The 24319-nt window shown below is 31.0% G+C and carries 22 protein-coding genes and 2 pseudogenes; 7 read left to right on the top strand and 17 right to left on the bottom strand.

What is annotated here, in order from left to right; genetic code table 11:
• Positions 1-58 precede the first annotated feature (58 nt).
• Positions 59-1579: pseudogene (locus DK405_RS16340) on the bottom strand (AAA family ATPase); the annotation flags it as partial.
• Positions 1580-1918: 339 nt separating this feature from the next.
• On the opposite strand from DK405_RS16340, the gene DK405_RS15250 reads away from it, so the two are divergent.
• The 3 genes from DK405_RS15250 to DK405_RS11980 all read left to right on the top strand — a co-directional run bounded on the left by DK405_RS15250 (position 1919) and on the right by DK405_RS11980 (position 4660).
• Positions 1919-2044 carry a hypothetical protein gene (locus DK405_RS15250; protein ID WP_269459331.1) on the top strand — a complete coding sequence of 42 codons (126 nt, stop codon included), beginning with the start codon at positions 1919-1921 and terminating at the stop codon, positions 2042-2044.
• 235 nt (positions 2045-2279) lie between these two features.
• Positions 2280-3995, top strand: a complete 1716-nt coding sequence (ltrA, locus tag DK405_RS11985) for a group II intron reverse transcriptase/maturase (RefSeq protein WP_109510571.1) — start codon at positions 2280-2282, stop codon at positions 3993-3995.
• Positions 3996-4204: 209 nt separating this feature from the next.
• Positions 4205-4660, top strand: a complete 456-nt coding sequence (locus DK405_RS11980) for a conjugal transfer protein TraD (protein WP_064612906.1) — start codon at positions 4205-4207, stop codon at positions 4658-4660.
• Positions 4661-4727: 67 nt separating this feature from the next.
• On the opposite strand, the gene DK405_RS11975 is transcribed toward DK405_RS11980, so the two are convergent.
• The 4 genes from DK405_RS11975 to DK405_RS14780 form a co-directional block, all read right to left on the bottom strand.
• Entirely contained in the window at positions 4728-5738 is a 1011-nt protein-coding gene (locus tag DK405_RS11975) for an Rpn family recombination-promoting nuclease/putative transposase (RefSeq protein ID WP_064612907.1), read from the bottom strand.
• A gap of 105 nt (positions 5739-5843) precedes the next feature.
• Positions 5844-6428, bottom strand: coding sequence for an HD domain-containing protein (locus tag DK405_RS11970; RefSeq protein ID WP_064612908.1), 585 nt, complete (start codon positions 6426-6428; stop codon positions 5844-5846).
• Positions 6429-6528: 100 nt separating this feature from the next.
• Positions 6529-7386: a sensor histidine kinase gene (locus DK405_RS14785; RefSeq protein WP_064612909.1), complete on the bottom strand. Its 858-nt coding sequence runs from the start codon at positions 7384-7386 to the stop codon at positions 6529-6531.
• Positions 7361-8137 carry an ATP-binding protein gene (locus DK405_RS14780; protein ID WP_064612910.1) on the bottom strand — a complete coding sequence of 259 codons (777 nt, stop codon included), beginning with the start codon at positions 8135-8137 and terminating at the stop codon, positions 7361-7363. Before DK405_RS14780 ends, DK405_RS14785 begins: the two co-directional genes overlap by 26 nt.
• 374 nt (positions 8138-8511) lie before the next feature.
• Here DK405_RS14780 and DK405_RS11955 point away from each other — a divergent pair, with 374 nt between their 5' ends.
• Entirely contained in the window at positions 8512-9321 is an 810-nt protein-coding gene (locus tag DK405_RS11955; protein WP_064612911.1) for a DNA adenine methylase, read from the top strand.
• Positions 9322-9324: 3 nt separating this feature from the next.
• Here DK405_RS11955 and DK405_RS11950 read toward each other — a convergent pair whose 3' ends face one another.
• The 5 genes from DK405_RS11950 to DK405_RS11930 form a co-directional block, all read right to left on the bottom strand.
• Positions 9325-9873: a hypothetical protein gene (locus tag DK405_RS11950; protein ID WP_064612912.1), complete on the bottom strand. Its 549-nt coding sequence runs from the start codon at positions 9871-9873 to the stop codon at positions 9325-9327.
• A gap of 47 nt (positions 9874-9920) precedes the next feature.
• The gene (locus tag DK405_RS11945; RefSeq protein WP_064612913.1) at positions 9921-10565 is read right to left on the bottom strand and encodes an ankyrin repeat domain-containing protein; all 645 of its coding nucleotides are present in this window, start codon (positions 10563-10565) and stop codon (positions 9921-9923) included.
• A gap of 34 nt (positions 10566-10599) precedes the next feature.
• Positions 10600-11175, bottom strand: coding sequence for an HD domain-containing protein (locus DK405_RS11940; RefSeq protein ID WP_064612587.1), 576 nt, complete (start codon positions 11173-11175; stop codon positions 10600-10602).
• A 232-nt stretch (positions 11176-11407) separates the two neighbouring features.
• Positions 11408-12856, bottom strand: a complete 1449-nt coding sequence (locus DK405_RS11935) for a replicative DNA helicase (RefSeq protein WP_109510728.1) — start codon at positions 12854-12856, stop codon at positions 11408-11410.
• Between the two features lie 8 nt (positions 12857-12864).
• A complete protein-coding gene (locus DK405_RS11930) occupies positions 12865-14565 on the bottom strand; it encodes a DnaA N-terminal domain-containing protein (RefSeq protein WP_231967856.1) in 1701 nt (566 codons plus the stop codon).
• Between the two features lie 297 nt (positions 14566-14862).
• Here DK405_RS11930 and DK405_RS11925 point away from each other — a divergent pair, with 297 nt between their 5' ends.
• Positions 14863-15822 carry a hypothetical protein gene (locus DK405_RS11925; protein WP_125330222.1) on the top strand — a complete coding sequence of 320 codons (960 nt, stop codon included), beginning with the start codon at positions 14863-14865 and terminating at the stop codon, positions 15820-15822.
• A 15-nt stretch (positions 15823-15837) separates the two neighbouring features.
• Here the strand turns inward: DK405_RS11925 and DK405_RS11920 are convergent.
• Positions 15838-16798, bottom strand: a pseudogene (locus DK405_RS11920) (IS110-like element ISOt5 family transposase).
• A 348-nt stretch (positions 16799-17146) separates the two neighbouring features.
• Here DK405_RS11920 and DK405_RS11915 point away from each other — a divergent pair.
• Entirely contained in the window at positions 17147-19330 is a 2184-nt protein-coding gene (locus tag DK405_RS11915) for an AHH domain-containing protein (RefSeq protein ID WP_045912996.1), read from the top strand.
• A 26-nt stretch (positions 19331-19356) separates the two neighbouring features.
• On the top strand, positions 19357-19980 hold the full coding sequence (locus DK405_RS11910) for an imm11 family protein (RefSeq protein WP_045912997.1): 624 nt from the start codon (positions 19357-19359) through the stop codon (positions 19978-19980).
• Between the two features lie 568 nt (positions 19981-20548).
• Here the strand turns inward: DK405_RS11910 and DK405_RS11905 are convergent.
• The 6 genes from DK405_RS11905 to DK405_RS11880 form a co-directional block, all read right to left on the bottom strand.
• Positions 20549-21499, bottom strand: a complete 951-nt coding sequence (locus DK405_RS11905) for an Rpn family recombination-promoting nuclease/putative transposase (RefSeq protein ID WP_109510726.1) — start codon at positions 21497-21499, stop codon at positions 20549-20551.
• A 121-nt stretch (positions 21500-21620) separates the two neighbouring features.
• Positions 21621-22208 carry an HD domain-containing protein gene (locus DK405_RS11900; protein WP_064612917.1) on the bottom strand — a complete coding sequence of 196 codons (588 nt, stop codon included), beginning with the start codon at positions 22206-22208 and terminating at the stop codon, positions 21621-21623.
• A 41-nt stretch (positions 22209-22249) separates the two neighbouring features.
• A complete protein-coding gene (locus DK405_RS11895; protein ID WP_064612918.1) occupies positions 22250-22744 on the bottom strand; it encodes an ATP-binding protein in 495 nt (164 codons plus the stop codon).
• An 18-nt stretch (positions 22745-22762) separates the two neighbouring features.
• Positions 22763-23446, bottom strand: coding sequence for a sensor histidine kinase (locus tag DK405_RS11890; RefSeq protein ID WP_231967620.1), 684 nt, complete (start codon positions 23444-23446; stop codon positions 22763-22765).
• Positions 23447-23698, bottom strand: coding sequence for a hypothetical protein (locus DK405_RS14775; RefSeq protein WP_064612919.1), 252 nt, complete (start codon positions 23696-23698; stop codon positions 23447-23449).
• A 16-nt stretch (positions 23699-23714) separates the two neighbouring features.
• A complete protein-coding gene (locus DK405_RS11880) occupies positions 23715-24293 on the bottom strand; it encodes a sensor histidine kinase (RefSeq protein WP_231967621.1) in 579 nt (192 codons plus the stop codon).
• Positions 24294-24319 lie beyond the last annotated feature (26 nt).

Raw genomic sequence — 24319 nt, 5'->3', positions numbered from 1 at the left:
ACCTAACGCAGTTATTTTGTCTCAGTAAGGTTATACCGCTTAAAATATTACTCTCAGCAAACTCCATTGCTGCTTCTCTGCTCCAGTTTTCACTTTGTCTTCGAATATTTACTAAAACATGTGAACCAAAAATATTACTCAGCATCTCAAACATTCCGCCTCTTTCTATTGAAGCTAACTGTTTTTCATCCCCAGCAAGTATCAGTTGACAATTATTGTTTCTAACTACTCTAAACAGCTCTGCATAAGCTTTAGTACCTACCATTCCAGCTTCATCTACTACTATTAAGCTGTCTTGCATAAAAATTTTTTTTCGATTATATAAAAATCCTTTTACTGTATAGACCTCTGTATAACCTTTGCTCCTCAGCTCTGATACTGCCTTATGAGTAGGAGCAAGACCAATAACTTTTTGTCCACGATTTGTTGCGAGCTCATGAGCTTTTATTAAAACATAAGATTTTCCTGTACCAGCTCTTCCTCTTAAGACTCTAACTCCACTAGTGCTAAGCAAAATATGCCTTAGCGCTTGTTTCTGTTCCTCACTAACATTTGCTAGACCTTCGATATCACTTTTAAGATTGTAAATATCGTTGTAATAAACTCGATTATTGATTTTATTAGCTATTCTGATTATTCTCGTCTCCTCATTTCGAACCTCAATTGTCGTAAAATATTTGCTACTTTCACCATCATCATGATATAATTCTAGTATTCTATTTGAACTAAGCACTTTCTGAACTAACAGTTCTCTTGCTGTTAGATCTGGTATATCTTTTACTGCTTTTTCAACATCCTGCTTAGTAAAAATAGATTTGTAATGTGTTATAGAATCTGTTATTACGTCAGCATCATTAATAATCTTCAAATGAGCCTCTTTACGTAACTCATTTTCATTTAATACTTCATTAATTAAATTCCTAATTCTACGAGGTCCAATATGCTTTCCAGGTACTTCGCTTGTCTCGTCAACTCTATATGGTAAGCCTAATTCAGCGAAATATGCATTAGTTTCTTCTTTTGCTATTTCATGAATCATCTTGTGATCTTTAATAACAACCTTTTTGCCATTAACTGTTATGATTTTTGGGTTTAAATCTACTGCTCTATCTCCTAAACCAGTTCCATCTTTTCTAAATCTTCTCATAGTGAGCAATATATGTGCATGCCAGTTTTTATCTCCTATTTGAGGCTTATGAATGTCTATCTGTACTCCAAGACCATTTTGCACCCATTCCATTGCATCAACTATTCGATGAGTTAGTTCTATTCTATGCTCTAAATTTAGCTCCTTCTCATCTGGCAACGCTATTACGATATCCTTCAACAACTGGCTGTTTGGGTCTTTTGCGGTTCGTTCTACCTCATTCATTAATGTTTGAATATTCTTGAATTCTTGTTTTACATAATCCGGTATCAGCACTGTATGATATACGTTATCTTTCTTACGAGAGAAGTTATACCTTATACCTGTCTGCTTATTTTTAACAATAGTTCTTGCATTATACGCTGCCTTACGACAACTATCACCTCCTTTACTTCTACTTAAAAATTCAATCCTTGTAAACTGTATAGCCATCTCAATACCAATTCTTACCTGAGTTTTAAGTTAGCATGGTTTTTTTGATTTTGCTAGCACAAACTTCTTTTTTTTTAACATTCAATCGGTTAATGAGTACTCATTTTTTAGCAGCAATCTTTATCGATTGCATATTGCGTAGTGCGACATGAGGTCGCTCAAACAGAGACTACAGAAATGTAGCAAGGTTGCATTTAAACCTTAGTTACCGCTATTGCGGTGCGAGATTGGTAACGGTCTTGTACTAAGCGCGATAGAAAGCCTAACTAAAGTACTAATCTGGATGGGAAATAGGGGCAAGGTAAAGTTAAAATTGGTTAAACGAAAGTGAATCTTCGTATGGAAAATATCGTCAATGCAGAAGCAGATACTCCAGATAAATTCTGTTATAAGGATAAAGCTGAAAAGCTTAGCTGTAAGAAGGAATACGCAGCCTTCTTTAAAAATGCCAGCTCCTCGGTATAAAGAAGATAACCAACTTAACGTCTCTCTGATGAGTGAAACATGGTAAGCCTATTATTAGGCAACTGATAGTAGGTAAGAGAGGTCTTAGAAAGCAAATGACACTAAGTCGAAAGACTACAGAAATTAATAACTGAGTGTATAGGCATTTATATGCTAATCAGAAATGATGCTAACTTAAGACTGGTGATTTACCCTAAATAGGTAAACAAGATTATGAATTAATTGGAAAAGTTGGATGCTAAACGCAAATGTAACAATTGAGACTAAAGATAATTTCAAGAAAATCTATTGGCATTCAATAGACTGGAAAGAAATTATACAAAAGGTTAATAATCTTCGTAGACGTATTTATAGGGCATCTGCAAATGGTAATATGAAGTTAGTACGTAACTTACAAAGATTGATGTTAAAATCAAGAGCAAATAGGTTACTTGCTATAAGACGTGTTACTCAAATCAACAAAGGACGAAAAAGTCCTGGAATTGATAAAATAGTTGTTAAGACAGATAAAGAAAGGAGTCTGTTGATGGAAAAGTTAGCAGATAATAATCTATCATCTGTAAAACCGATTAAGCGTGTATACATACCAAAAAGTAATGGCGAATCTAGACCTTTAGGCTTGCCAACTATTTTGGATAGGTGTAGACAGGCTGTTGTAAAATCAGCACTTGAACCATATTGGGAAGCTAAGTTTGAAGGTTGCAGCTATGGCTTTAGACCTGGACGTAGCGCTCACGATGCAATACAGAGAATATCTGGTATTATTCGACATGGAACCAATAGAAATTGGATATTAGATGCTGATATTAAAGGAGCATTTGATAATATTGATCATAATTTTCTTTTGAAAATTATAGGAAATTTCCCTGCTCGTAATTGGATTCAAGCATGGCTTAAATCTGGTGTAATGCAGGATTATCAAATTATCAAAACAACAGCTGGTACTCCACAAGGTGGATTAATTTCTCCATTACTTTTAAACATAACTCTTCATGGAATGAGTGATATACTTAATATTATCTATAATAAGTATGATCACCTATATTCTAAATCCGAATATGCTTTAGTGAGATACGCTGATGATTTTGTCGTTTGCGCTAAGTCAGAAAGCTCATGTATCAGAGCCAAAAGTATTATTAATGATTGGTTAAGTATTAGAGGCTTAGAATTGTCAAAGGAAAAAACCAGGATACTTCATATTAATGAAGGTTTTGATTTCCTTGGATTTAATATTCGACAATATAAAACCAATAGTACAAGAAGAGGTGTAGCTCTACTAGTTAAACCGTCTAAAGACTCTATAAAGTCGTTTAAAAAACGAATGTCAATAGAATGGAAAAAAAGTTTCTCATGGAATATTGATAGAATAATTGATAATCTAAATTCTAAAATATTTGGATGGTGCAGTTATTTCAACAAAGTTGTGTCCAAGAAAATTTTTTCCAATTTAGACTGTTGGATGTGGATTCGACAAGCAAGATTTGCATGTAGAAAACATCCTAAAAAATCCTGGGAATGGCTTAAGAAAAAGTATTGGGGTCGCATTAAAGGCAGAAATGATAATTGGGTCTTTATGAATAAAGATCTATATCTATGGAAATTACAATGGACAACGATTAAACGACATATTCTTGTTAAAGGTAAATCTTCTCCTGATAATTCAAAACTTAGAGAATATTGGCATAAACGTCAGGCTGATAGCCCTAAGTATTTGTTTAAATCTAGGCAGATTCTTTGGCGTAGACAAAAGGGTAAATGTCTTGTTTGTTTTGATTTAATAGATAATGGTGAAAGTGTTCATGTACATCATATAACACCTATAAGATGTGGTGGCACTGACCATATTAACAATTTGTGCTTATTGCATGAAAACTGCCATCGACAAGTACACAGTAATCGCGGACAACTTATTGCAGCTGTTTGTAAATTGCTTGAGCCGTATGCGGAGTAATTCGCTTGTACGGTTCTTTGGGAGGAAAAGCGCTTCTGCGCTTACCTACCCGCTTAAGCTTATTCTTTAATGAAGCTTCTAACCTTGAATTCACGTTTTTTTGACTATAATTATTTGATGTTGGTTTGGTAGGCGCGGTTTTTTTTCTTTACTGGAATTGTATTTTGATATATTCTTGCCTGATTTTTTTATCTTTCTGAATTACTAACATGGCAAATCTTATGCAGCAAAAAATTACTCTTCAGCAAAAAAAGGCTAGGCTAATCATGGATGAGGTTAACCTTAAAATTAAAGAACGTAAAATGCGTACTCGACGTCTTATCGAAATGGGTGGATTACTTGCTAAAGCTAATCTTGATCACTTACCAACAAATACTTTATTTGGTGCAATTGTTTCACTAAAAGAAACTTTAACACAACATCCAAATGTTCAGGATCATTGGACTACAATAGGTAAAGATATTTTTGATAAAGAACAGCAAAATAAAGCTGCCGTGATTTTAAAATTTGCCTCTGAACCAGACGAAAACACTAAGCGCCACATTCACCTTCATGGCTTAAAATGGAACAGTTTTCGTCAAGAATGGTGCGGTCATGTTAAGGACATTGAGGCCTTAAAGAATGGCCTTCTCAATGTTCAGTATAGTATAGAACTTGTAGTGTGATATAAAGCATCTAATAGAAGTAGCATACAACACATCAAAGGTAAGATTTTGTGTTGTATATTCATTATTATTTTACACTATTTTTTAAATTTAATACTTCTTGTATTGATAAATCCGTATATTCAGCAATTGTCTCAACTGATAATTCAGATTTCAATAATTTTATTGCCAAATCTTTTTTTGCTTTAGCTTTACCTTTAGCTTCACCGAGCTTTATGCCTTCAGCTTTACCTTCAGCTTTACCTTCAGCTTTACCTTTAGCTTCACCGAGCTTTATGCCTTCAGCTTTACCTTCAGCTTTACCTTTAGCCTCACCGAGCTTTATGCCTTCAGCTTTAGCGCGTTCGAGTTTATAATCTTCGACTGCTTTATTATCCCATATACGCTTTAACTCTTGTTCATAGGTTATTAGTTCGTCTTCACTCCAATTAAACTGATCTAATGCCTCATACGCTCTTTTTATTATTAAATCTTCGCCTATTATTTTATTATATCCATCTAATGTTGTTTCTTTTGCATGTTTAAAAAAATAGCACCACTTCTCTGTTATATTATTCAACTCTTCCACTTTATCTTTTTTAAATTTTGGTAATTCTATAAAGGTAAATGAAAAGTCCTTTAGATCATGCTCATATGTCTTTTTATCCAATATTACATGCCTTGATATATAGTCTTCTTTATTTGGAAACAATTTATAATCTGCTATTGCTATAAATATAACTTCCTTTAGGTCTGAGTATTTTCCTTCTTTTCCTCTATTTGGTTGCCTGCCATATGCTTTTGCTGCATAATACTGTGCTCTTTTTTCAAATCCTTGTGTAGGATCTACTTGCATTTCTATTATATATTGCGCACCGTTTTTATCTTTACACAAAACATCTACTATTGATTCTTTTTTGGACGCTATGTCTGCATCTAATATCGTTCCTAAAAACTCTACTTCTATTATTTTTCTATTTCCTTCAAACAACAATATATCGTTCAGAAAATGTATTAGTATGTCCTTGTTTTTTTCTGATCCAAATATCTTTTTAAATGCTACATCATTCTTTGGATCTAGAAATCTTGATAAATGCATATGTTTTTCATTTTTTCTACCTTTTTTAATTATACAACAAAATAACTTACATGAACATTCTCTTATTGAATTTTAATTTCTGCAATTCACTACATTAACCACCTATTAAACTTTAGTTTTAACATAAAGCTCACAGTATTTATTTAGCTCTATAGCAATTTCTGGTAGATTAAGGTACTTAGCAAGAGGTATAAATTCTTGCTGCGTTTCTAGTATGATTTCTTGTCTTTTTTCATAAGGTTTTATTGATACGGTCTGAATATTATGGAATCGGTCGAAAAGCTTAATTAATAATAGTTCTGTTTTATTTCGGTTATATAATGTTTGAATCATCTCTCTAGAACTAATTTTTTTATTATCCTTAATCCTGGTGAGATCTGAAACCTGTTCCGCAATTTTTCTACCGAATACCTTAACAATCTTTTCTTTGGTTAGTGTTGTGTCTTCGATAGTATCATGTAGTATTGCTGTAATAATCGTATCTGTTTCAAAGCTGTAGTATGCAACCATATAAGCTACTTCTAATGGATGTGTGTAGTATAGTTCTCCTGTATCTCTCTTTTGCTGACCATGATATTTTTTAGCATAAAATATTGCTTTTTCAACTTTATCAAGATCAATTTTAGTGTCAAATCTTACGTTGGTTTCAAACAGCTTATTTAGTAAGCTTTCGCTATAAAAGTCTATCATTTTTCATCTCTAAATAATCTTTAATAAATTATACAATAAATTAAACTTTTTATATACTTCAATCCCAGATAAAAACTGGGAAAAAAGCGAATTAATTTGATTAAAAAAGTTGTACTGGAATATTGCAAGTAATGGTTGTAAACTTGTCTTTTTCGCTTTCTATTTCCATTTCTCCATTAAGTTGATTGACAAGGTAATTTACAAACCATAATCCTGATTCAAGCATTAGCGGATAGTCTCGTACCAACTCAAAATCAGCTAATTTAGCTTTTATATTCCCTAATTTTTCTTTTGAAATACCGCTTCCTGTATCGTGTATTCTAAATTGTAGTATGTTATCGCTTTTTATATAATTTTTTACAGTAAACAAATGAACTGTAATTATAACCTGGCAGCTGTGATTAAATCTAATGACGCTTCCTATTAATTGACTTAATATAGCCTGTAAATGATCACTATTTCCAATCACAATATCCTTCATTTTGTACTGAAAATTGTAATTGATTTTTATATCTTTCTCTTTTGCAATGTCTTCTAGTCGCCTAACGGCATTCTTTACTAGCTTTTGTATGCTAAATTTTTTTAAACATAAATTTTCATTCTCAATTTCGCTTCTAAGCGTGTAAACTACATCATTACAGTACTCTTGAAGATTTGTTGATCGATTTAATATTGTTTTCAGCTTATCTTTATTTTCCGAATCATTTAACATGATCTCGCTTGCTAGCCTTGCAATTTCACTCGTTGCAATATTAAATCTATATTTAATCTCCTGTATTAAATCTGTACAATATTCTTTCAATGATTCAGCTACCTCGACCTGATACTTCGCTTTTCTTAGCTTTGTTATTATTTCCATATATTCATCGATATTCTCACTCTCTCCATTCATCAACGTAATTGGTATTGGAGGAATTTGTACCATCCATTTGTTAATTGTTTTCTTCTTTTCTTTCATAGCATTCTCCTAAAGAATAATTCAAACTAGTTATTGGCACTTCAAATGAAAAAGTTATGTAATTATTTTCCTCTTTTGCTCTTAGTCTTCCTTTTAGCTGATCTGTAAGATGTTTTATAAATGCTAATCCTTCTCCTAGTTCTTGATACGTTACCAAATTCAAATTCTCTAGTTCAGCATTTATTCTTTCTAATTTTTCTTTAGAAGTGCTTAGTCCTATGTTTTGTACTGTAAATTGTAATATTTCTGAATACTGATTGAGGTTAATAGTAATCTTGCTATTTTTGCTGCTATTTATAATAGCACTACCAATTAACTGACTTATTACTGCTTTTATTCGAAAACTATCTCCAATCAGAACCGTCTTTATGTCATTTTGAACATTTAGCTTTATATTCTCATTTTCAAAATGTTCCCTCATTCTGATAACGGTATTATTTATTAGCAATTCTATGTTAAATGTTTCAATTCTTACATTCGTTGATGCTATGTATTGTCTAAATAAAAAAATCATTCCATTTAGAGAAGCTATTATATTTACTTTTTTTCTGTCGTAGTTATTTACTATTAGCCTAAAATATTGTATCCACTCTATGCAATTTATGCTTACTTGCTCAGATTCCTCTAGCTGAAAGTATAGTTTTTGCAATTCAGCGTCTATCTGTTTTATTGTTGTGCTATTAATTCCCTCTGTAGATAATTTTTCGGTTAATTTATTGATTTTATTTTGACCTTCGTCTTGAATAGGCATAGAATTCCCCTGCTATTTTTTTAAAAAAAAATGCTTTCTGAAGATTAAAGTTAAAAGTTCAACCCTTTGTTTTATTTAATCTTCAGATCATTATCATCAAAGTTTTGAAACCTAGATAATATAAGGTATAGAGTAGCATTATAATTTTTATTAGTCTATTAAAATCTTTTAATTTTTAGGTTAAATTTTTGCATAATAATCTAATGTTGATGTAAAATTATTACATTCCTTACTTATGGTTATAATCAATAATAAATCTTATTCAAAAAGGATACATAAAAAGTCTTGTAAGCGTTATTATTACTAGCATTACAAGCTGTTTTCTGGTATAATCTCAATAGAGATTCAACTAACAGAAATTAATTAAACTTCATGTGTCAGTAGCTGTTGCTAATAAGTCTAAGCCTTTTCTTCATTGGATTGGTAGTAAACGAAGAATTGTTAATAAATTAATAGAACATCTTCCTCAAGGTCCACACTATAATTACTATGAACCATTCCTTGGTGGCGGTGCTTTATTTTTTCAAGTTAGGCATCTTTTTAAACAATGTTTTTTGTCTGACATCAATCTTGATTTAATTACTAGCTATAATGCTGTTAAAAATAATCCGAATGAGGTCAATAGATTACTAAGTTTATATCACAAACATCATTCGAAGGATTATTATTATAAAGTTAAAAACAAATATAGTAATAATCCGAATGAGATTACCGCAAAATTTATATATCTTAATAAATATTCTTTTAGGGGAATTTATAGAGTCTACAAAAATGGACAATCTGCTCAAACATTTTCTGGTGAATGCTACATTAAACTCCACATTGCATCTAGAATAAACCAATGCAGCAGCCTTCTACATGGTGTATCAATTTATGCTACAGATTTTTCATTTATAGAGCCTCAACAAAATGACTTTGTTTATTTTGATCCTCCTTATCATAAATCTGGAGAACGGTTCTATACTAGACTTCCATTTGATGAAAAAGATCAAATTAGATTACGAGATTTTGTCCAAGAATTAACAAATAAAGGTGTTAAGGTTATGATCTCAAATAATAATACTGCCTTTATTAGAGACTTATACAAAGATTTTAATATCAATACCGTTACAGTCGTATACTCAATCAATGAACAACGCAATCCTGTTAATGAGCTAATCATTACTAACTATAAAACTTGCTAGTTATTAAATGTGAACCCGCAATCCAAATCGTATATGAATAGGAAGTGGTCTATAGTTAGCAATTGTGCTGCATTCAATGTCTAAATATGTATCTCTTGATAAATTTATTGTTGTACCAACTCCGTCTAAATATGTATCTCTTGATAAGTTTATTGTTGTACCAACTCCCAAGTCTATACCAGTACCGCTATCACTATTGAAAGCTGATTCTAGGCCACCTGTAACAAAAATTGATGCTTTGTTACCTTCAATTATATTGTAATAATAATTTCCTTGAACAAAGTTATCTCTACAGTTGTGATGACACATAAATCCTAATCTTACATCCATTCTGTGCCGATCTAATCTATAACCAATTCCAGCTTCTAATGTGTCGTAGTTAGTAGCAATACCAGTTGAAAATTTTATATAGAATTGTGAAGTATCAACACTAACTTTGAAAGCATTGAAGTTTACATTATTATTTGCTGTACATATTGATGGTGAAGATAATACAACGAATGCTAATATAACAGCATAACACGGTTGTAAAATTGATTTCAAAACATTCATATTAACTTCTCTTTATTAGCATTAACATATTAGCTATCTGTTGAAACCTAATACCATGGAACCCATTGTTCCGTTAGAAAGTTGAATATATCTGCATTACCGCTTTTAGCAGCATAATCTATAGTAGTCATGCCGTTATCATCTTTTGCATCAATATCTGCTCCATAATCAATCAAAAGCTGTATAATATCTATGATTTTATTACGAACAGCAATATGTAGTAGTGTTTCTCCTTCATCATATTTTTTATTAATACCAGTAGAATTATGTTTTAGCATAATTGCTAAAGGTTCTACACATCTGCATTCAACAGCATCAGATAAAGGTGTATTACCTTGATTATTCTCGATATTTACATCAGCATTATATTTTAGCAGTAATGCTATATGATCATTGCAATAGGTAGGATATTTTTCGAAAAATTCATAATATACTTGAATTGTGTCAACAACAAGATGTAAAGCAGTGTGCCCATCATTATCTTGTGCGTTTACGTTAGCTCCATTGCTTAGTAAAATCTCGGCAATAGGTAGATTCTTATATTTCAAAGCCACAGATAAAGCAGTAGTACCGTTTTTATATTTTGAATTGACAAGTGTACTATCCTTATTAATAAGCTGCTTCACTTTTTTAATGTCGCCATCTTGAATAGCGCTATGTAAGGTATACTTAGTCTTAGATTTTAATATCATATATTTAATCCTTTCATTCTCAATTATTTACTCATTAGCTAGCATGAAGTTTACAATATTCGCTTAAGCGTTCTCCAATCTCTGGTAGTTTAAGGTATTCAGCAAGAGCTATAAATTCTTGCTGAGTTTCAAATATTATTTCTTGCCTTTTGTGAGGAGGTTTGATGAATATAGTTGTAATATTATGGAATCTATCAAAAAGCTTGATCAGTAATAGTTCTGTTTTATTTTGGTTACGTAATATTTGTATCATTTCCATAGCACTGATTTTCTTATTATCCCTAACTCTGGTAAGGTCTGAAACCTGTTCTGCAATATTAGCGCCAAATTCGTACCTTATTCTTTCTTTAGTTAGTGTTGTGTCTTCGATGGTATCATGTAGTATTGCAGTAATAATTGTATCTGTTTCAGAGCTGTAGTCTGATACCATGTAGGCTACTTCTAATGGATGTGTGTAGTATAGTTCTCCAGTATCTCTCTTTTGCTGACCATGATATTTTTTAGCATATTTTATTGCTCTTTCAACTTTATCAAGATCAATTTTGGTGTTAAATCTTATGTTGGTTCTGAACAGCTTATTTATTAAGCTCTCACTATAAAAATCTATCATTGGCCACCTCCAAATGGTTATTAATAAATTATACCATAATTTAAACTTTTTGTATACTCCAATCCCAGATAAAAACTGGAAAAGAAGCAAATTAAATTATAATTTTTTGGATTCAGTTATCACGATGCTAAAATTAACCTTAAGTTGCATATCTCTGGTGTTAATGAGTAAAATTTTGCTGTAATTTTTTTTTGGACAAGCATTTTTTCATTTATGCATAATCTAGTGTTTATTAAGCTTGCTGATAGTTTTTAACAATATTGCCAAATTTAGAATACCTACTATTATAGTGCAACTTCACTGTACCAACCGGACCATTACGGTGTTTAGCAACAATTATTTCAGCAGTGTTATAACATTTATTTTGTCTAGCTTTCCATTCTATGTGTTCTCGAGTACCTGGATCTGGTTCTGATCTAGATAGATAATATTCGTCCCGATATATGAGCATTACAATATCTGCATCCTGTTCAATTGAACCTGATTCTCGTAGATCTGAGAGAATAGGCTTTTTATCTGTCCTTTGTTCTACAGCTCTAGACAATTGAGATAATGCAATTACTGGAATATTAAGTTCTTTTGCAAGAGCTTTTAAGCTCTGAGTAATTTCAGAAATCTCCTGTACTCGATTATACTGACTTCCTCTGGAATCAATTTTTATTAGCTGTAAATAATCAATAAATAATATTGCTAAATTATGTGTACGTTTAAGTCTACGAGCTCGAGATCTAATTGCAGATATTGAGATTGCCGGAGCATCATCTATAAAAAAATTCCACTTTTGTATTTCATCTTGTACAGTCTTCAACTTATCAACATCTTGTTCACCTATTTTACCGTTAAATAATGCAGAGCTATTAATTTCAGATTCTATAGAAAGAATTCGAGTTGAGATTTGCTGAGATGACATTTCTAAAGAAAAGAATCCAACTGATGGTGTTATATTAGAAACTTTGCTATTTTGTTGAGTAGATGATGATAAAAAATATTTACAAGCATTTATTGCTAAGTTAACTCCTAAAGCAGTTTTACCCATTGAAGGCCTGCCAGCTAATATTATTAGGTCAGAATTTTTAAATCCTCCAAGCTTTGAATCAAGGTCAAGTAGTCCACTACTAATACCGTTAATAGAGTTTTTATTTTTAATAGCAGATGAAATTGATGTCCATGATTCTTCAATTGAAGTTTGTAATTTTGTAAATCCTTTACTTAAAGTTCCTCTTGAACCTAGATCATATAATTGAGATTCAGCAGTTTCGATCTGAGTTATAGCTAAATCTGCTAAAGTAGAAGAATATGCATTTGTTACTATTTTTTCTCCAATTTCAATTAAATAACGCCTCAGCGCAAGATCATATACTATTTTGCCGTACTCATTAACATTAACTATACTTAATGCTAACGTTGTAAGTTTAGCTAGATAATCCACTCCACCTATTTCCTCAAATGCGAGTTCATTGCCTAGCATATTTTTGAGCGAAATTACAGTAGCGCTAATTCCTTTACTAATAATGAGATTAATTGACTTGTATATTTTACCATGTAATGGTTCATAAAAATGTTCCGGCAGTAAAAATTCGTTAATGTTATATAGCGCACGATTGTTAATCAGAATTGCCCCAAGTATCATTTGCTCTGCCTGAATATTACTTGGAGCAATCTTTGCAAGATCTTTTTCCATATCACCCTTTAAATTTTATTAAAATTACTAAACTTAACTAACTCAAAAGAAAATCCTTGAGCTTTAAAAGCGGGCTCAAGATCTTTCAGATAGTTCTCTCTGATGTAACTGTCTTCAAATTCTGTTTTTGCTTTAATGAATATTTTTTTATTAACATTATCTTCATTTATAACTTCTAATTTGCTAAACCATGATTTATCGATAGCTTGACCGTAACTTTTAATCAAAGATTCTCGTACTTTGTACCAAACTGAGTTGGAGCCTAGCTCTTTACTAAGTTCTGAAAGGTGATCTTCATCACTTATTTGTTGCTGTAAAACTGTTGTTTTTTGATACTCAGTTATGCTATTGGTAACTTGTTTTGATTCGTCAAATGGTATAACTTGTAACTGCTCAATATCGTTGCCATGGACAGCTCGTACCTCCTGTAGTATCTTGAATTTAATATGATCTGATAGTGTAATATTCTTAATCAAGTTGATGTAATATTTGTTTTTAACTGCTTGCCTAAAATCACAAGATGTTAAAATTTGATAAGCCATATCTGCTTCAAAGACTCCAGCTATTTTACGCTTCAACTGAGCCTTCATACTACGATCTGTACTAGATTCAATGTTTGCTAGATACTGTTCTTTAAATCTTCCTACATCATTAAATCCAAAATTTCCGCTATTAGCCTGCTCAGTAGTTAGTAATTCATTTGCTAACGCTTTTGCCATATAGTTTAGCACTGCTGTCTTATTTGCAAAATGACGGTTTGGATATTTATTTGATAACTTCAACAGTAATTGATTTATGAAGTATATGTTGAAGCTTCTACTAGACATACGTTGTAGTATAACTGCATCTTCTGGTGTTAGTGGATAATAATCTGCTAGTCTTTTTCTTTTGGGATAGCATTCATTCTTTTCAACCTCTGAATCTTTAGTAATAGCTGGAGTTGCTAACTCACTATTTTGCTCATAATCCTTGTTTGATGGCTTTTTATTGCTAAAATCACTAAGCTCATAGAAATTCAAATTCTGTTGTTGATGTTGATCTTCTTTTTCATTTCCTACTAACTCAATTTCTATAAAATCATCAGATTCCGTATATTTAAACTTCAAATTTTGCTGTTGATCTTCATTTTTATTTTGATCATTCTCTACTAACTTATCTTCAATAAATCTAGATCTATCATTTATTATTTTTTTATTATTATATCTATATATGGACCCGAAATTTTTTTCGTGTTCACCCGAAATTTTTTTCGGGTATAGAGGAAAAATTTTTTCAGTTTGTGTAACAGTTTTTTCTTTTTCAAAGTTACTGACCTGTTGAAAATTTCTAACAAGTTTTATGCATAGAATATGATTCAGCTTATATTTACCTTTAGTTATAGTTCTATTTTCATATTTAATAAAACCAGCTTTTTGTAATTTAGATAAACACTGCCTAACTCTAGGCTGTCCAACTCCTAATAATTCTGTAAAAAAGTTGTAATTTTCCTGTATTTCTTCTATATTTTTATTATCATATACTTGTAGTTGACGAACTATTACTGCTAGCAACTGCTTTTCAGTTTTTCCTAAAGCTTTTCCATCAGCATCTGTTAACCATTTCCATTCTTCTGGTGGAAAATTTCCAACAAATTTATAAAAAATTATTGTATTATTAACACTATTATTAGTAATACTTTTGCAAACATTAGTTGAAAAAATTCGTCTCATACACTGCACAATATTTACTCCAAAATATCAGATATAGCAGGAGTTTTAGAGCAAATTTTACTCTAGAAACGTAATTCAAATACTGAACATACACAGAACACGATATTTTACACAGAAAATTTAATTGCTTCTAAGCTTGATAGATTCTGATATCTAAGCAAGTTACTATCAAGCTTAGATCTAGAACTAATAGATCAAGTATTAATTCCTAATCTAGAATGCATGTATCTACTACTCCTCGGTGAGAAACAAACTGAGCTATTACAACAAATAATTAATAAGATTGAAATACTTAAAGTGATAAGAGGTCATATTGAGCAGACAAAAGATAAAATATTTGATTGTAAAGGCGATATAGAGATAGGAAAAATGACTCCAATAGAGGAGGTATTTAGTAAGAGCGAAAATTTAAAAGATAGGAATATAAAGACAGAGGTTGGAGAATTAATAGATGAAGGTATATGTTGGTTTTTTGATGTTGAAGATATACAAGAGAAAGCAAATAGAGTATTTGGTACAGTTTTTACATTTGTTGCAGGACTAGTACAAATAGGCATAGGAATGGTATGTTCCTTATATGTTGGTAATATTAATCTTGGTGCTCAGCTAATTGTGGAAGGAGCAAAAGATTTATATAAATCAATGCAGATAGCATCAGGAGAAATAAAGTTCAGCATGGAAGAATATATTAGTGAGAAGGCCACTACTCTAGCAGTATTCATGACTATTAAAGGAGTACAGATACTCCTAAGCAGAATGGCTGCAACTTCTGCAACTGCTGCTAAGATGCTAAAACCAGTTATTAGTACTGGAGAAGCCATTGGTACAGCAAGTACAGGACTGTTGTTAGAAAAAACATGTGTTGAAGTTGGAAGAATAACAGCAAAATCACTAATCAGTACAGGAGTAAATTATTTAATAGACAAAGGAGCTCAAAAGGTTATCGAAGACAATTTTAAAGATGATTTTCAAAAAAGAGTGATAAATGGACTTAAAGAGTGTTTAGATGATTCAACTACTTCATCACAATTGAGGCAGTTGTTAGTACTAGATAGAATAAACTACAACACATTTAATTACAAAAGAATATTAGAATGTATATCAAGTTTAATTCAAGATAATCGCAATATACTTAGGGAAATGATAAATGCTGGAATAGATACAGTTCTTTCTCAATCTCAACATCATATTGTTACTGCTATAGATACCGTGATAAGAATCAAGAAAAGAAATAATAATTTTATAAAAAAGATGTAAGTTTTTATAAAATTATTATTTCTGATTGATTAAAACATTAGGATTAAAAGGAGAATTATGCTTTAAAACACCATAAATGATATGTAATAACTTACGCATAGCGGCAATAAGGATAAGCATTTTGGGTTTGCCAGTATCAGACAAACGTTGAGAAAATTGCTTGATAATACAATTATGTCTTAAGGCAGACATAGCAGGCATATAAAAAGACTTACGTAGATCTGAATTACCAGTTCTAGAGATTCTACTAGCACCCCGCACGGAACTGCCAGATTGACGATGCTTAGGATTAAGACCTACAAAAGCTACAACTTGTTTAGCAGAACTAAATTTCTCAATATCTGCTAAAAAAGCAAGAACTACAGCCTGTGTTTTTGCTCCTATGCCTGGTATTGACTCAAGCCTTATTATGAAGATCTGTGTTATTTTTAATATGGTCATTGATTAGTTGTTCAATTTCTTTAATTTGCGTTTCAAGAAATTCAATATGCATTTGAATATTATTAGCAATTGCTTTAGAAGCTCCTTCTAATCTATTTGTTTCTTGTGTTTTATGCTTAATTAAAACATTCAGGCGATTAACTAGCTGCTGTAGTTCTTGAATATAAAGAGGCTGTGGATACCATGCTTCCGGTTTCATTGCTTTGCAAAAATCTGCTATTAATACACTGTCTGCTTTATCTGTTTTTGTACGACTAAGTTTACTCATTGCAAAACCTTTAATACGGGCAGGATTTACTACGCTTACTTTATAACCATAATCGTACAGATATTTAGCTAAATTTTTCCAGTAGATACCTGTTGCTTCCATACAAACATGTCCAGTTCCTCTGCTTTTTAACCATGTTACTAATTTGTTAAACCCTTCAGAATTATTATTAAATTTTCTTGTTTGAACTTTATTATTAATTAACACAGCTGCATCAAATGTCTCTTTAGAAACGTCAATTCCTACAATTATACTATTCATAATCACCAAATTTTATGTTAAATATCTCAAAACCAACCTTGTAAATACAGGCTTTTTGCCTAAGAATACCGTCCGGTTTTTAATTAAAAAAGCTAGTTACTTATCTATAGAACAGGCTATTAGCCTTAGGAACGCTACTGTATACTAGCTTTCTTTTGTGCTATTGCTATAATCTTTTATTTTATTGCAATTTCACTTATTTTTATCATACAAGGAATTGCTGCTAAATTCGCAGATTCAGCACATGCATGGTTCGAAATAGATAAAGTAATCAATAATCTTTCAAAGACATTAAGTAATAAAATAGACGCACTATATCGTACACGAAATACAACCTTAGTATATGTTCTTCAAATGAAGCTGCAACAACTACTAGGGCTACCAGGAGAAGCACAATCTATTGCATATTCTTTAGAAGCTGCCGGAACATGGAGTGGTAATTTAAATCAGGCAAGTTTTAATACATACACAGTTATTGAGAAACTAAATAAAAATAATTGGAAGTACAAGTATGATTACTATACAACAAACTACATTATGCAAGCGCTATATCAGATTGAACAGGCAATTAATGCAGATTATAGCGGTGTAAAATCAGAATTAATAGAGAATTGTCAGGAATATATAACCCAAAAAATATTATATAAAGTAAGAGCAGAAGTATTTGGTCATGTAACACATGCAGCATCACAAAAACTGTCAAATTATGTATTTGATAGCCTATCAAAAATAAAACAAGAGCTGAATAAACAAAAAGAAGAAAGAATTAGAAAAGCTTCTGTCGCACAAGTTGTTATCAAAGATATAAAAAATGCAAATGATACCGTTGCTTTATTGGAGAAACAGCATAAAGATCTCATTAACAGCATTGTAGCAAGTATTTCAGTAGAAGAAGTTTTAAAAGAGGGTTTTGCGAATTATAACTCTGCTTCACCAGATGGTGAGTTGATAGCAACATTGGTTAAAACTCAGGAGAATTTAATAGCAAAGATTTTAATAGCAGATCCTTCTACAAATAAGAACTCTGCTATAGCAAATGACAACTCTGCTACACCATCAAATGATCAACAACATTTAGTAACTTGGAAAGGAAATAAAATCCCTGTTACAAAATTAGAATTGTGGATGTCATGGTCATTAGACAAGATTGGAGCAGGAGATATAGCAAGAAGATATTTTGATATTCTAGCAAGAATAAATCAAATAGGAAAAAGTGACGTAATAAGTTTGGCAGATATAATTAAGCAAACGCCATTAGAATTACTGCTGAATTCGAATATTGGAGCAATTTTCTTGGAGGTGTCAGGACGATGTTTAATATGGACCACTAAGCAATTAGACCAAATAACAGCTCAATACTTTCCAAAAACAAGAGCATTTATTGAAACAGCTGTAAGCTTAACTGTAGATAAAGCAGTCTCATTAACCAAAGCAATGCTGGAGCAGCTTCCAGAGCCAGCAAGATCAGTATTTATAAACTCTGTCCTTGCTGTTTACGAAAAATCAAAAACACTATACCTAAATCTCACTGAAGACTTATATGAAGGTCAAAAAGCTCTGGTAGATTTTACTTTAGGATGTGCAGTAGGAGAAGTGGCAGGTAGAGTAGTAGGAGTAGTAAAAGGAGCAGTAGGAGGAGCAGTAGAAGGAGCAGTAGCAGCATCTAACATATTAAAAACAGGTACTAAATTAAAAGTTGAAAATATATCACCTATAAAAGTGCTGGTTGATCAAAAATCAGCAGCTACAAATAATCATATTACTGGAGCTCTTATAGTTAAAACTGAGGATAAGGTTACTGCCATCTTCAATGTTGAAAAAGGCGTCTTCAATGTTGAAAAAGGCGTTGGTAAAACAATAGCTAATGCAAATATTCCTAATGAACTAATAAGTCTAAACAACATAAGTCAAAAAAACTATGAACTTTTGAAGACGAAGTTTGGAGATAAAGATTTACAACTATTAATACAAAAATTAGAACAAAAGAAAATTTTTGGACCAAATACACCTTATTTTGTAGCTAACTTACCAAAAGATACGCCTACGTTAAAAATATCTAAATATGGAAATGGAAAAATAGGAATATGGATAGGTGAAGTTGGATGCACACAAAGACATCATATAATTCCTAAACAATTAAAAGAAGCAAACGTACTTAAGCGTTATAAAATAAATATAGATTGCCCCAATAATATAATGACATTATATACTCCAAATGGATTAAAATTAGCAACTGAAAGAGCAAATAGAGTAAGAGAACACTATGCAAAAATATTAAAGCAATTAAATCCATCTCTTACTCAAACAGAGATTCAGATTATTTCTGAATGTAAGGTACCACTGCCAAATGATCAGAGATCAACTCATCTTGGACGGCATTATAAACCTTACGTTGATACAATTAAAAGAAAACTTGATAGATTGTGGGAAAATGTAGAGCTAGGAAAACTGAATAAAGAAGAAGGTACAAAAGCAATATATGACTTGATGGATGAATTAAGAGACGGTATAAATAATGGAAGTATTAAACTTAACTAAGAAAAATAATATAAGAATATAAAATAATGAAAAAAACCAAAAAATTACCAAATAAGTTTTATGAAACTAAGCCTTTAATAGGCATGGACAGATCTCTTTATCTTTATGATCATCCTTTTAGAATAGGAGAATACAGCTTATATCGTGGAAGACCAGGAAAACGAATGGAAGAAAAAGAATATAATTTTATTTATGGAACAAATGCTTTGCAAGAAAGTTTAATAAAATATGACTTTCTAAGTCAAATTGATGGAGGTGCAAGGTTTTTAGTACATAAAAGAGTATTGGATAAGTTACAGGCAATGTGCCCAGATGATTTTCAAGCATTTCCAGCTACAATAAAAAATATAAAGAAAAAGAATCCTGATTTTGAAAATCATGACTATTACGTATTACATGTAATACCATTGATAGATGCAATTGATAAGGATAAAACTATGGTAGAAGTTGAACACGAAGAAAGCTGGAATATAAAAAATTTAATCTTTAAAGAAAACTGTATGGGAAAACATTTATTGGCTAGAGTTAGACGTAGCGTAGGAATATATATATTTGCACCAGAATTAGCAAGAGAGTTTGCTTACAGCAGGGGGATAGAGTTTTACTCAGATATAGAAGATTGTAGTTGGAAACTCAATTTCTTCATATAATATTAAAAACTAAATATCAAGAATGATTCAGAAAAGTTGTTATTGGTAGGTTCAATTTTTAATTCTTTAGCTAGAATAGATCATTAGTACTTGATAACATAGCTAATATATTTTATAGATCAGTATACAATCTAATTTTCTTAAGGGTGGTTATGTATAATGATAATTCTGGCCAAGCTACATCTGGCATGGTTAATCAAACTAAAATAATTAAGCCAACTATAGAGTTTCTCTTAAAAGAGAATAATAAGACCGTAATCTTAGTTGGATATGATGAAAATATATATTCTGATATTATTAATGGATGTGATAATTATTCAAATATAAAAGCCCATACAGTTAAGAGAGATAACTTATATATTTCAATATTTTACCATCCTTACGACATACACGAAACATCAAGTAATAGAGTATATGCATTACTGAACTGTAGGAAAGGCTTTATACTTGGTAATAAAGGGGCAACTATTGTATTTAATGCTTTGAATTATGATATTCAAAAAGAATTAGAAGAACTTAAGCATGATGAAAGATTTAAGGTAAAATTTTGTATGTTGTATATTTCTTATTATTTTACGCTATTTTTTAAATTTAATACTTCTTGTATTGATAAATCCGTATATTCAGCAATTGTCTCAACTGATAATTCAGATTTCAATAATTTTATTGCCAAATCTTTTTTTGCTTCAGCTTTACCTTCGGCTTTACCTTCAGCTTTACCTTCAGCTTTACCTTTAGCTTCACCGAGCTTTATGCCTTCAGCTTTACCTTCAGCTTTAGCGCGTTCGAGTTTATAATCTTCTACTGCTTTATTATCCCATATACGCTTTAACTCTTGTTCATAGGTTATTAGTTCGTCTTCACTCCAATTAAACTGATCTAATGCCTCATACGCTCTTTTTATTATTAAATCTTCACCTATTATTTTATTATATCCATCTAATGTTGTTTCTTTTGCATGTTTAAAAAAATAGCACCACTTCTCTGTTATATCACTTAACTCTTCCACTCTATTTTTTTTAAATTTTGGTAATTCTATAAAGGTAAATGAAAAGTCCTTTAGATCATGCTCATATGTCTTTTTATCCAATATTACATGCCTTGATATATAGTCTTCTTTGTTTGGAAACAATTTATAATCTGCTATAGCTATAAATATAACTTCCTTTAGGTCTGAGTATTTTCCTTCTTTCCCTCTATTTGGTTGCCTGCCATATGCCTTTGCTGCATAATACTGTGCTCTTTTTTCAAATCCTTGTGTAGGATCTACTTGCATTTCTATTATATATTGCGCACCGTTTTTATCTTTACACAAAACATCTACTATTGATTCTTTTTTGGACGCTATGTCTGCATCTAATATCGTTCCTAAAAACTCTACTTCTGTTATTTCTCTATTCCCTTCAAACAACAATATATCGTTCAGAAAATGTATTAGTATGTCCTTGTTTTTTTCTGATCCAAATATCTTTTTAAATGCTACATCATTCTTTGGATCTAGAAATCTTGATAAATGCATATATTTTTCATATTTTCTATTCTTTTTAAATTATACAATAAAATAACTTACATGAACATTCTCTTATTGAATTTTAATTTCTGCAATTCACTACATTAACCACCTATTAAACTTTAGTTTATTAGGTAGCATAACGCTCACAGTATTTATTTAGCTTTATAGCAATCTCTGGTAATTTAAGGTATTCAGCAAGAGGTATAAATTCTTGCTGCGTTTCTAGTATGATTTCTTGTCTTCTTTTGGCTGGCTTTATGAATATAGTTTTAATATTATCCAATCGGTCCAATAGTTTGATTAGTAATAGCTCTACTTTATCTTGATTCACTAATGTTTGAATCATTTTCATGGAACTGGTTTTCTTACCACCTATGTTTCTTGTAAGAGCTAGAACTTGCTCGGCAATGTTATCATTAAATTCCATTGCTATCTTTTCTTTAGTTAATTTTGTATCCTCAATTACATCGTGTAATATTGCTGTAATAATCGTATCTGTTTCAGAACTATACTCTACTACCATATATGCAACTTTTAATGGATGCATATAATAAGGTTCTCCTGTATCTCGCTTTTGATTGCTATGATATTTTTTTGCATAAAATATAGCTTTTTTTACTTTATCAAGATCAATGCGTTTATTAAAACTATGATTAATCAAGTCCAGCTTATCAAGTAGTTTATTGATATGTTCACAATTTAAAAATGCTAACATTATTTCCTCCATCTCCATTAATAATTCTAATTTTCAGTTTCTCAACGAACTTCTATAGGTATACTACACGTGAAAGCTGTATACTGATCTTGCTTACTTTCTAGTTTAATTTTTCCAGTTATATCATGTATAAAACGTTTAACGAGTTGTAATTCAGATTTTAGTACTGCATAGCTTTTGATATGTAAGTTTCTGAGCTCATTATTTATCTTTTTCACTTTCTCAGCTGAAATTCCAATTCTGTTATCAAAAACAATTAATTGTAATATTCTATAATTTGTCTTTTGATTTGCAGAAGGCAGCAAATCAACTTCAACGCTAATTTCTCTGCATTGACTATTAGTAGCATTGCCAATTAATAGTATTAGTACTGCCTGTATTTGAAAACTATTTACAATGATTAAATCTTTTATATCATTTTTAAAGTTGCATCTAAGATTTATTCCTTTATTTTCTGTGAATGGCTTCAGTGCTCTAATACTACTATTTACTTTTGCTTGAATACCAAAATCTCCAGATTTTATAGTATGACTCATAAAATGCTTCCATATGTTTTAATTAAAAAGTTGTACTGGCATATCGCAAGTAATAGCTGTGCACTTATTTGCCTCGCTCTTTATCTCTAATTTTCCACTTAGTTTGTTAACAATGTAATTTGTAAATCCTAGACTCGAGTCTAATATTTCTGGATCTCTAATTGAATGCAAATCAGTAAATTTTGCATTTATTTCTTGTAGTTTTTCTTGTGAAATACCTTTTCCGTTATCACGTACTATGAATCTTAATATTCTGTCTTTTTCATTTACCTTTCGATACGGCGAAGTAAATAACCTAACTATAACATCAACCTGACAGCTTTTATTAACTCTAATAGCTCCACTTATTAATTGACTAAGTATAGTTTGCAATAGACAACTATCTCCAATAACAATATCATTTATATTGTCCTGAACATTGTAACTGAGCGATATTTCTCTATCTTCAGCAATTTCTTTCAGCGAACTAATTGTATCCTTCAATAGTTTTTGTATGCTAAATTTTTTTAAATGTACGTTTTGAAGCTCAATTTGGCCTCTAAGTGAGTAAACTATTCTGTTACAGTAGTCTTGTAGGTTAGCAACACAATTAACTATTCTTGCTAAGCTAGTAGTTTTATATTCCTCTTCTTTGAAATCATTTTGCCCACATAGTAGATCATCTGCTAGATGTCTGATTTTAGCAGTAGCAAGATCAAACATCTATTTAATTTTTTGAATCAAATCTATACAATATTTCTTCATTGACTCAGCTTCCTCTAGATAATCTTCCGCTTGTTGTAGCTTTATTTTCATTTTAATATAGTTATCTGCATTCATATTTTCGGTACAAAGATAAATATTTCTTTCCTTAGCTGTAGATACTAACTTAATTGAAATAGGTGGCAGATGAATTGTCCAAACATCTTGAGAAATGTCTTTTGTTGTATTGATATTCTTTTTTTTATTTTTCATAATATTCTCCATTTGACTAATGTTGTGAATTTAAATTACTAATTTGTATCGGAATGCTGACTAAAAACTTTGTATAATGCCCTTCTTTACTGTCTATCTTAATGCTTCCTTTCATTTCATATGTAAGATGTTTGATAAATTCTAACCCTGAATCTAATGCTTGATGCTTAATTAAGTGTGGATTTTTTAATTCAGAGTTCATCTCTTGTAATTTGTTTTTTGAAATGCCAGCTCCTACGCTATGCACTACAAATTTCAATATTCTATCTTTTGAATTCGATTGTTCATTTTTAGGAGGCAAAAAATCAATGCTAACTCTAACTTTGCTATTTGTACTATGCATAATAGCACTACCAACTAACTGAGTGAGTACAGCTCTTATTCGAAACCTATCTCCAGTAATAATATCGTATATGTCATTTCCTATTTTTTCCCTTAGCTCTATATTTTCATCTTCAGCAATTAATCTGATTGCTGCAATAGTACCATTTAGCATTTTTCGTAGGCTAAATTTTGCTAGTTCTACATTCGTTGATTTTATGGTTTTTCTAAATACACAAATTTTATCATTTAGATCATTATTGTTATTTTCCACATTATTCTCCTATGGTGAAGTTTATT

The organism is Orientia tsutsugamushi (assembly GCF_900327275.1).
Lineage (GTDB): Bacteria > Pseudomonadota > Alphaproteobacteria > Rickettsiales > Rickettsiaceae > Orientia > Orientia tsutsugamushi.
Note: the sequence above shows the minus strand (reverse complement) of the source record. Positions and strands in the feature narration are given on the sequence as shown.

Bases quoted from the DNA above. Each gene is read 5' to 3' on its own strand.
- DK405_RS14785 (WP_064612909.1), bottom strand. From the start codon at position 7,386: ATGAAAGAAAAGAAGAAAACAATTAACAAATGGATGGTACAAATTCCT.
- DK405_RS15250 (WP_269459331.1), top strand. From the start codon at position 1,919: ATGGAAAATATCGTCAATGCAGAAGCAGATACTCCAGATAAATTCTGT.
- ltrA (WP_109510571.1), top strand. From the start codon at position 2,280: ATGCTAAACGCAAATGTAACAATTGAGACTAAAGATAATTTCAAGAAA.
- DK405_RS11930 (WP_231967856.1), bottom strand. From the start codon at position 14,565: ATGAGACGAATTTTTTCAACTAATGTTTGCAAAAGTATTACTAATAAT.
- DK405_RS11950 (WP_064612912.1), bottom strand. From the start codon at position 9,873: ATGAATGTTTTGAAATCAATTTTACAACCGTGTTATGCTGTTATATTA.
- DK405_RS11915 (WP_045912996.1), top strand. From the start codon at position 17,147: ATGAAGCTGCAACAACTACTAGGGCTACCAGGAGAAGCACAATCTATT.
- DK405_RS11935 (WP_109510728.1), bottom strand. From the start codon at position 12,856: ATGGAAAAAGATCTTGCAAAGATTGCTCCAAGTAATATTCAGGCAGAG.
- DK405_RS11900 (WP_064612917.1), bottom strand. From the start codon at position 22,208: ATGTTAGCATTTTTAAATTGTGAACATATCAATAAACTACTTGATAAG.
- DK405_RS11970 (WP_064612908.1), bottom strand. From the start codon at position 6,428: ATGATAGACTTTTATAGCGAAAGCTTACTAAATAAGCTGTTTGAAACC.
- DK405_RS11945 (WP_064612913.1), bottom strand. From the start codon at position 10,565: ATGATATTAAAATCTAAGACTAAGTATACCTTACATAGCGCTATTCAA.
- DK405_RS14775 (WP_064612919.1), bottom strand. From the start codon at position 23,698: ATGAAAAATAAAAAAAAGAATATCAATACAACAAAAGACATTTCTCAA.
- DK405_RS11940 (WP_064612587.1), bottom strand. From the start codon at position 11,175: ATGATAGATTTTTATAGTGAGAGCTTAATAAATAAGCTGTTCAGAACC.
- DK405_RS11975 (WP_064612907.1), bottom strand. From the start codon at position 5,738: ATGCATTTATCAAGATTTCTAGATCCAAAGAATGATGTAGCATTTAAA.
- DK405_RS11890 (WP_231967620.1), bottom strand. From the start codon at position 23,446: ATGTTTGATCTTGCTACTGCTAAAATCAGACATCTAGCAGATGATCTA.
- DK405_RS14780 (WP_064612910.1), bottom strand. From the start codon at position 8,137: ATGCCTATTCAAGACGAAGGTCAAAATAAAATCAATAAATTAACCGAA.
- DK405_RS11895 (WP_064612918.1), bottom strand. From the start codon at position 22,744: ATGAGTCATACTATAAAATCTGGAGATTTTGGTATTCAAGCAAAAGTA.
- DK405_RS11905 (WP_109510726.1), bottom strand. From the start codon at position 21,499: ATGCATTTATCAAGATTTCTAGATCCAAAGAATGATGTAGCATTTAAA.
- DK405_RS11980 (WP_064612906.1), top strand. From the start codon at position 4,205: ATGGCAAATCTTATGCAGCAAAAAATTACTCTTCAGCAAAAAAAGGCT.
- DK405_RS11910 (WP_045912997.1), top strand. From the start codon at position 19,357: ATGAAAAAAACCAAAAAATTACCAAATAAGTTTTATGAAACTAAGCCT.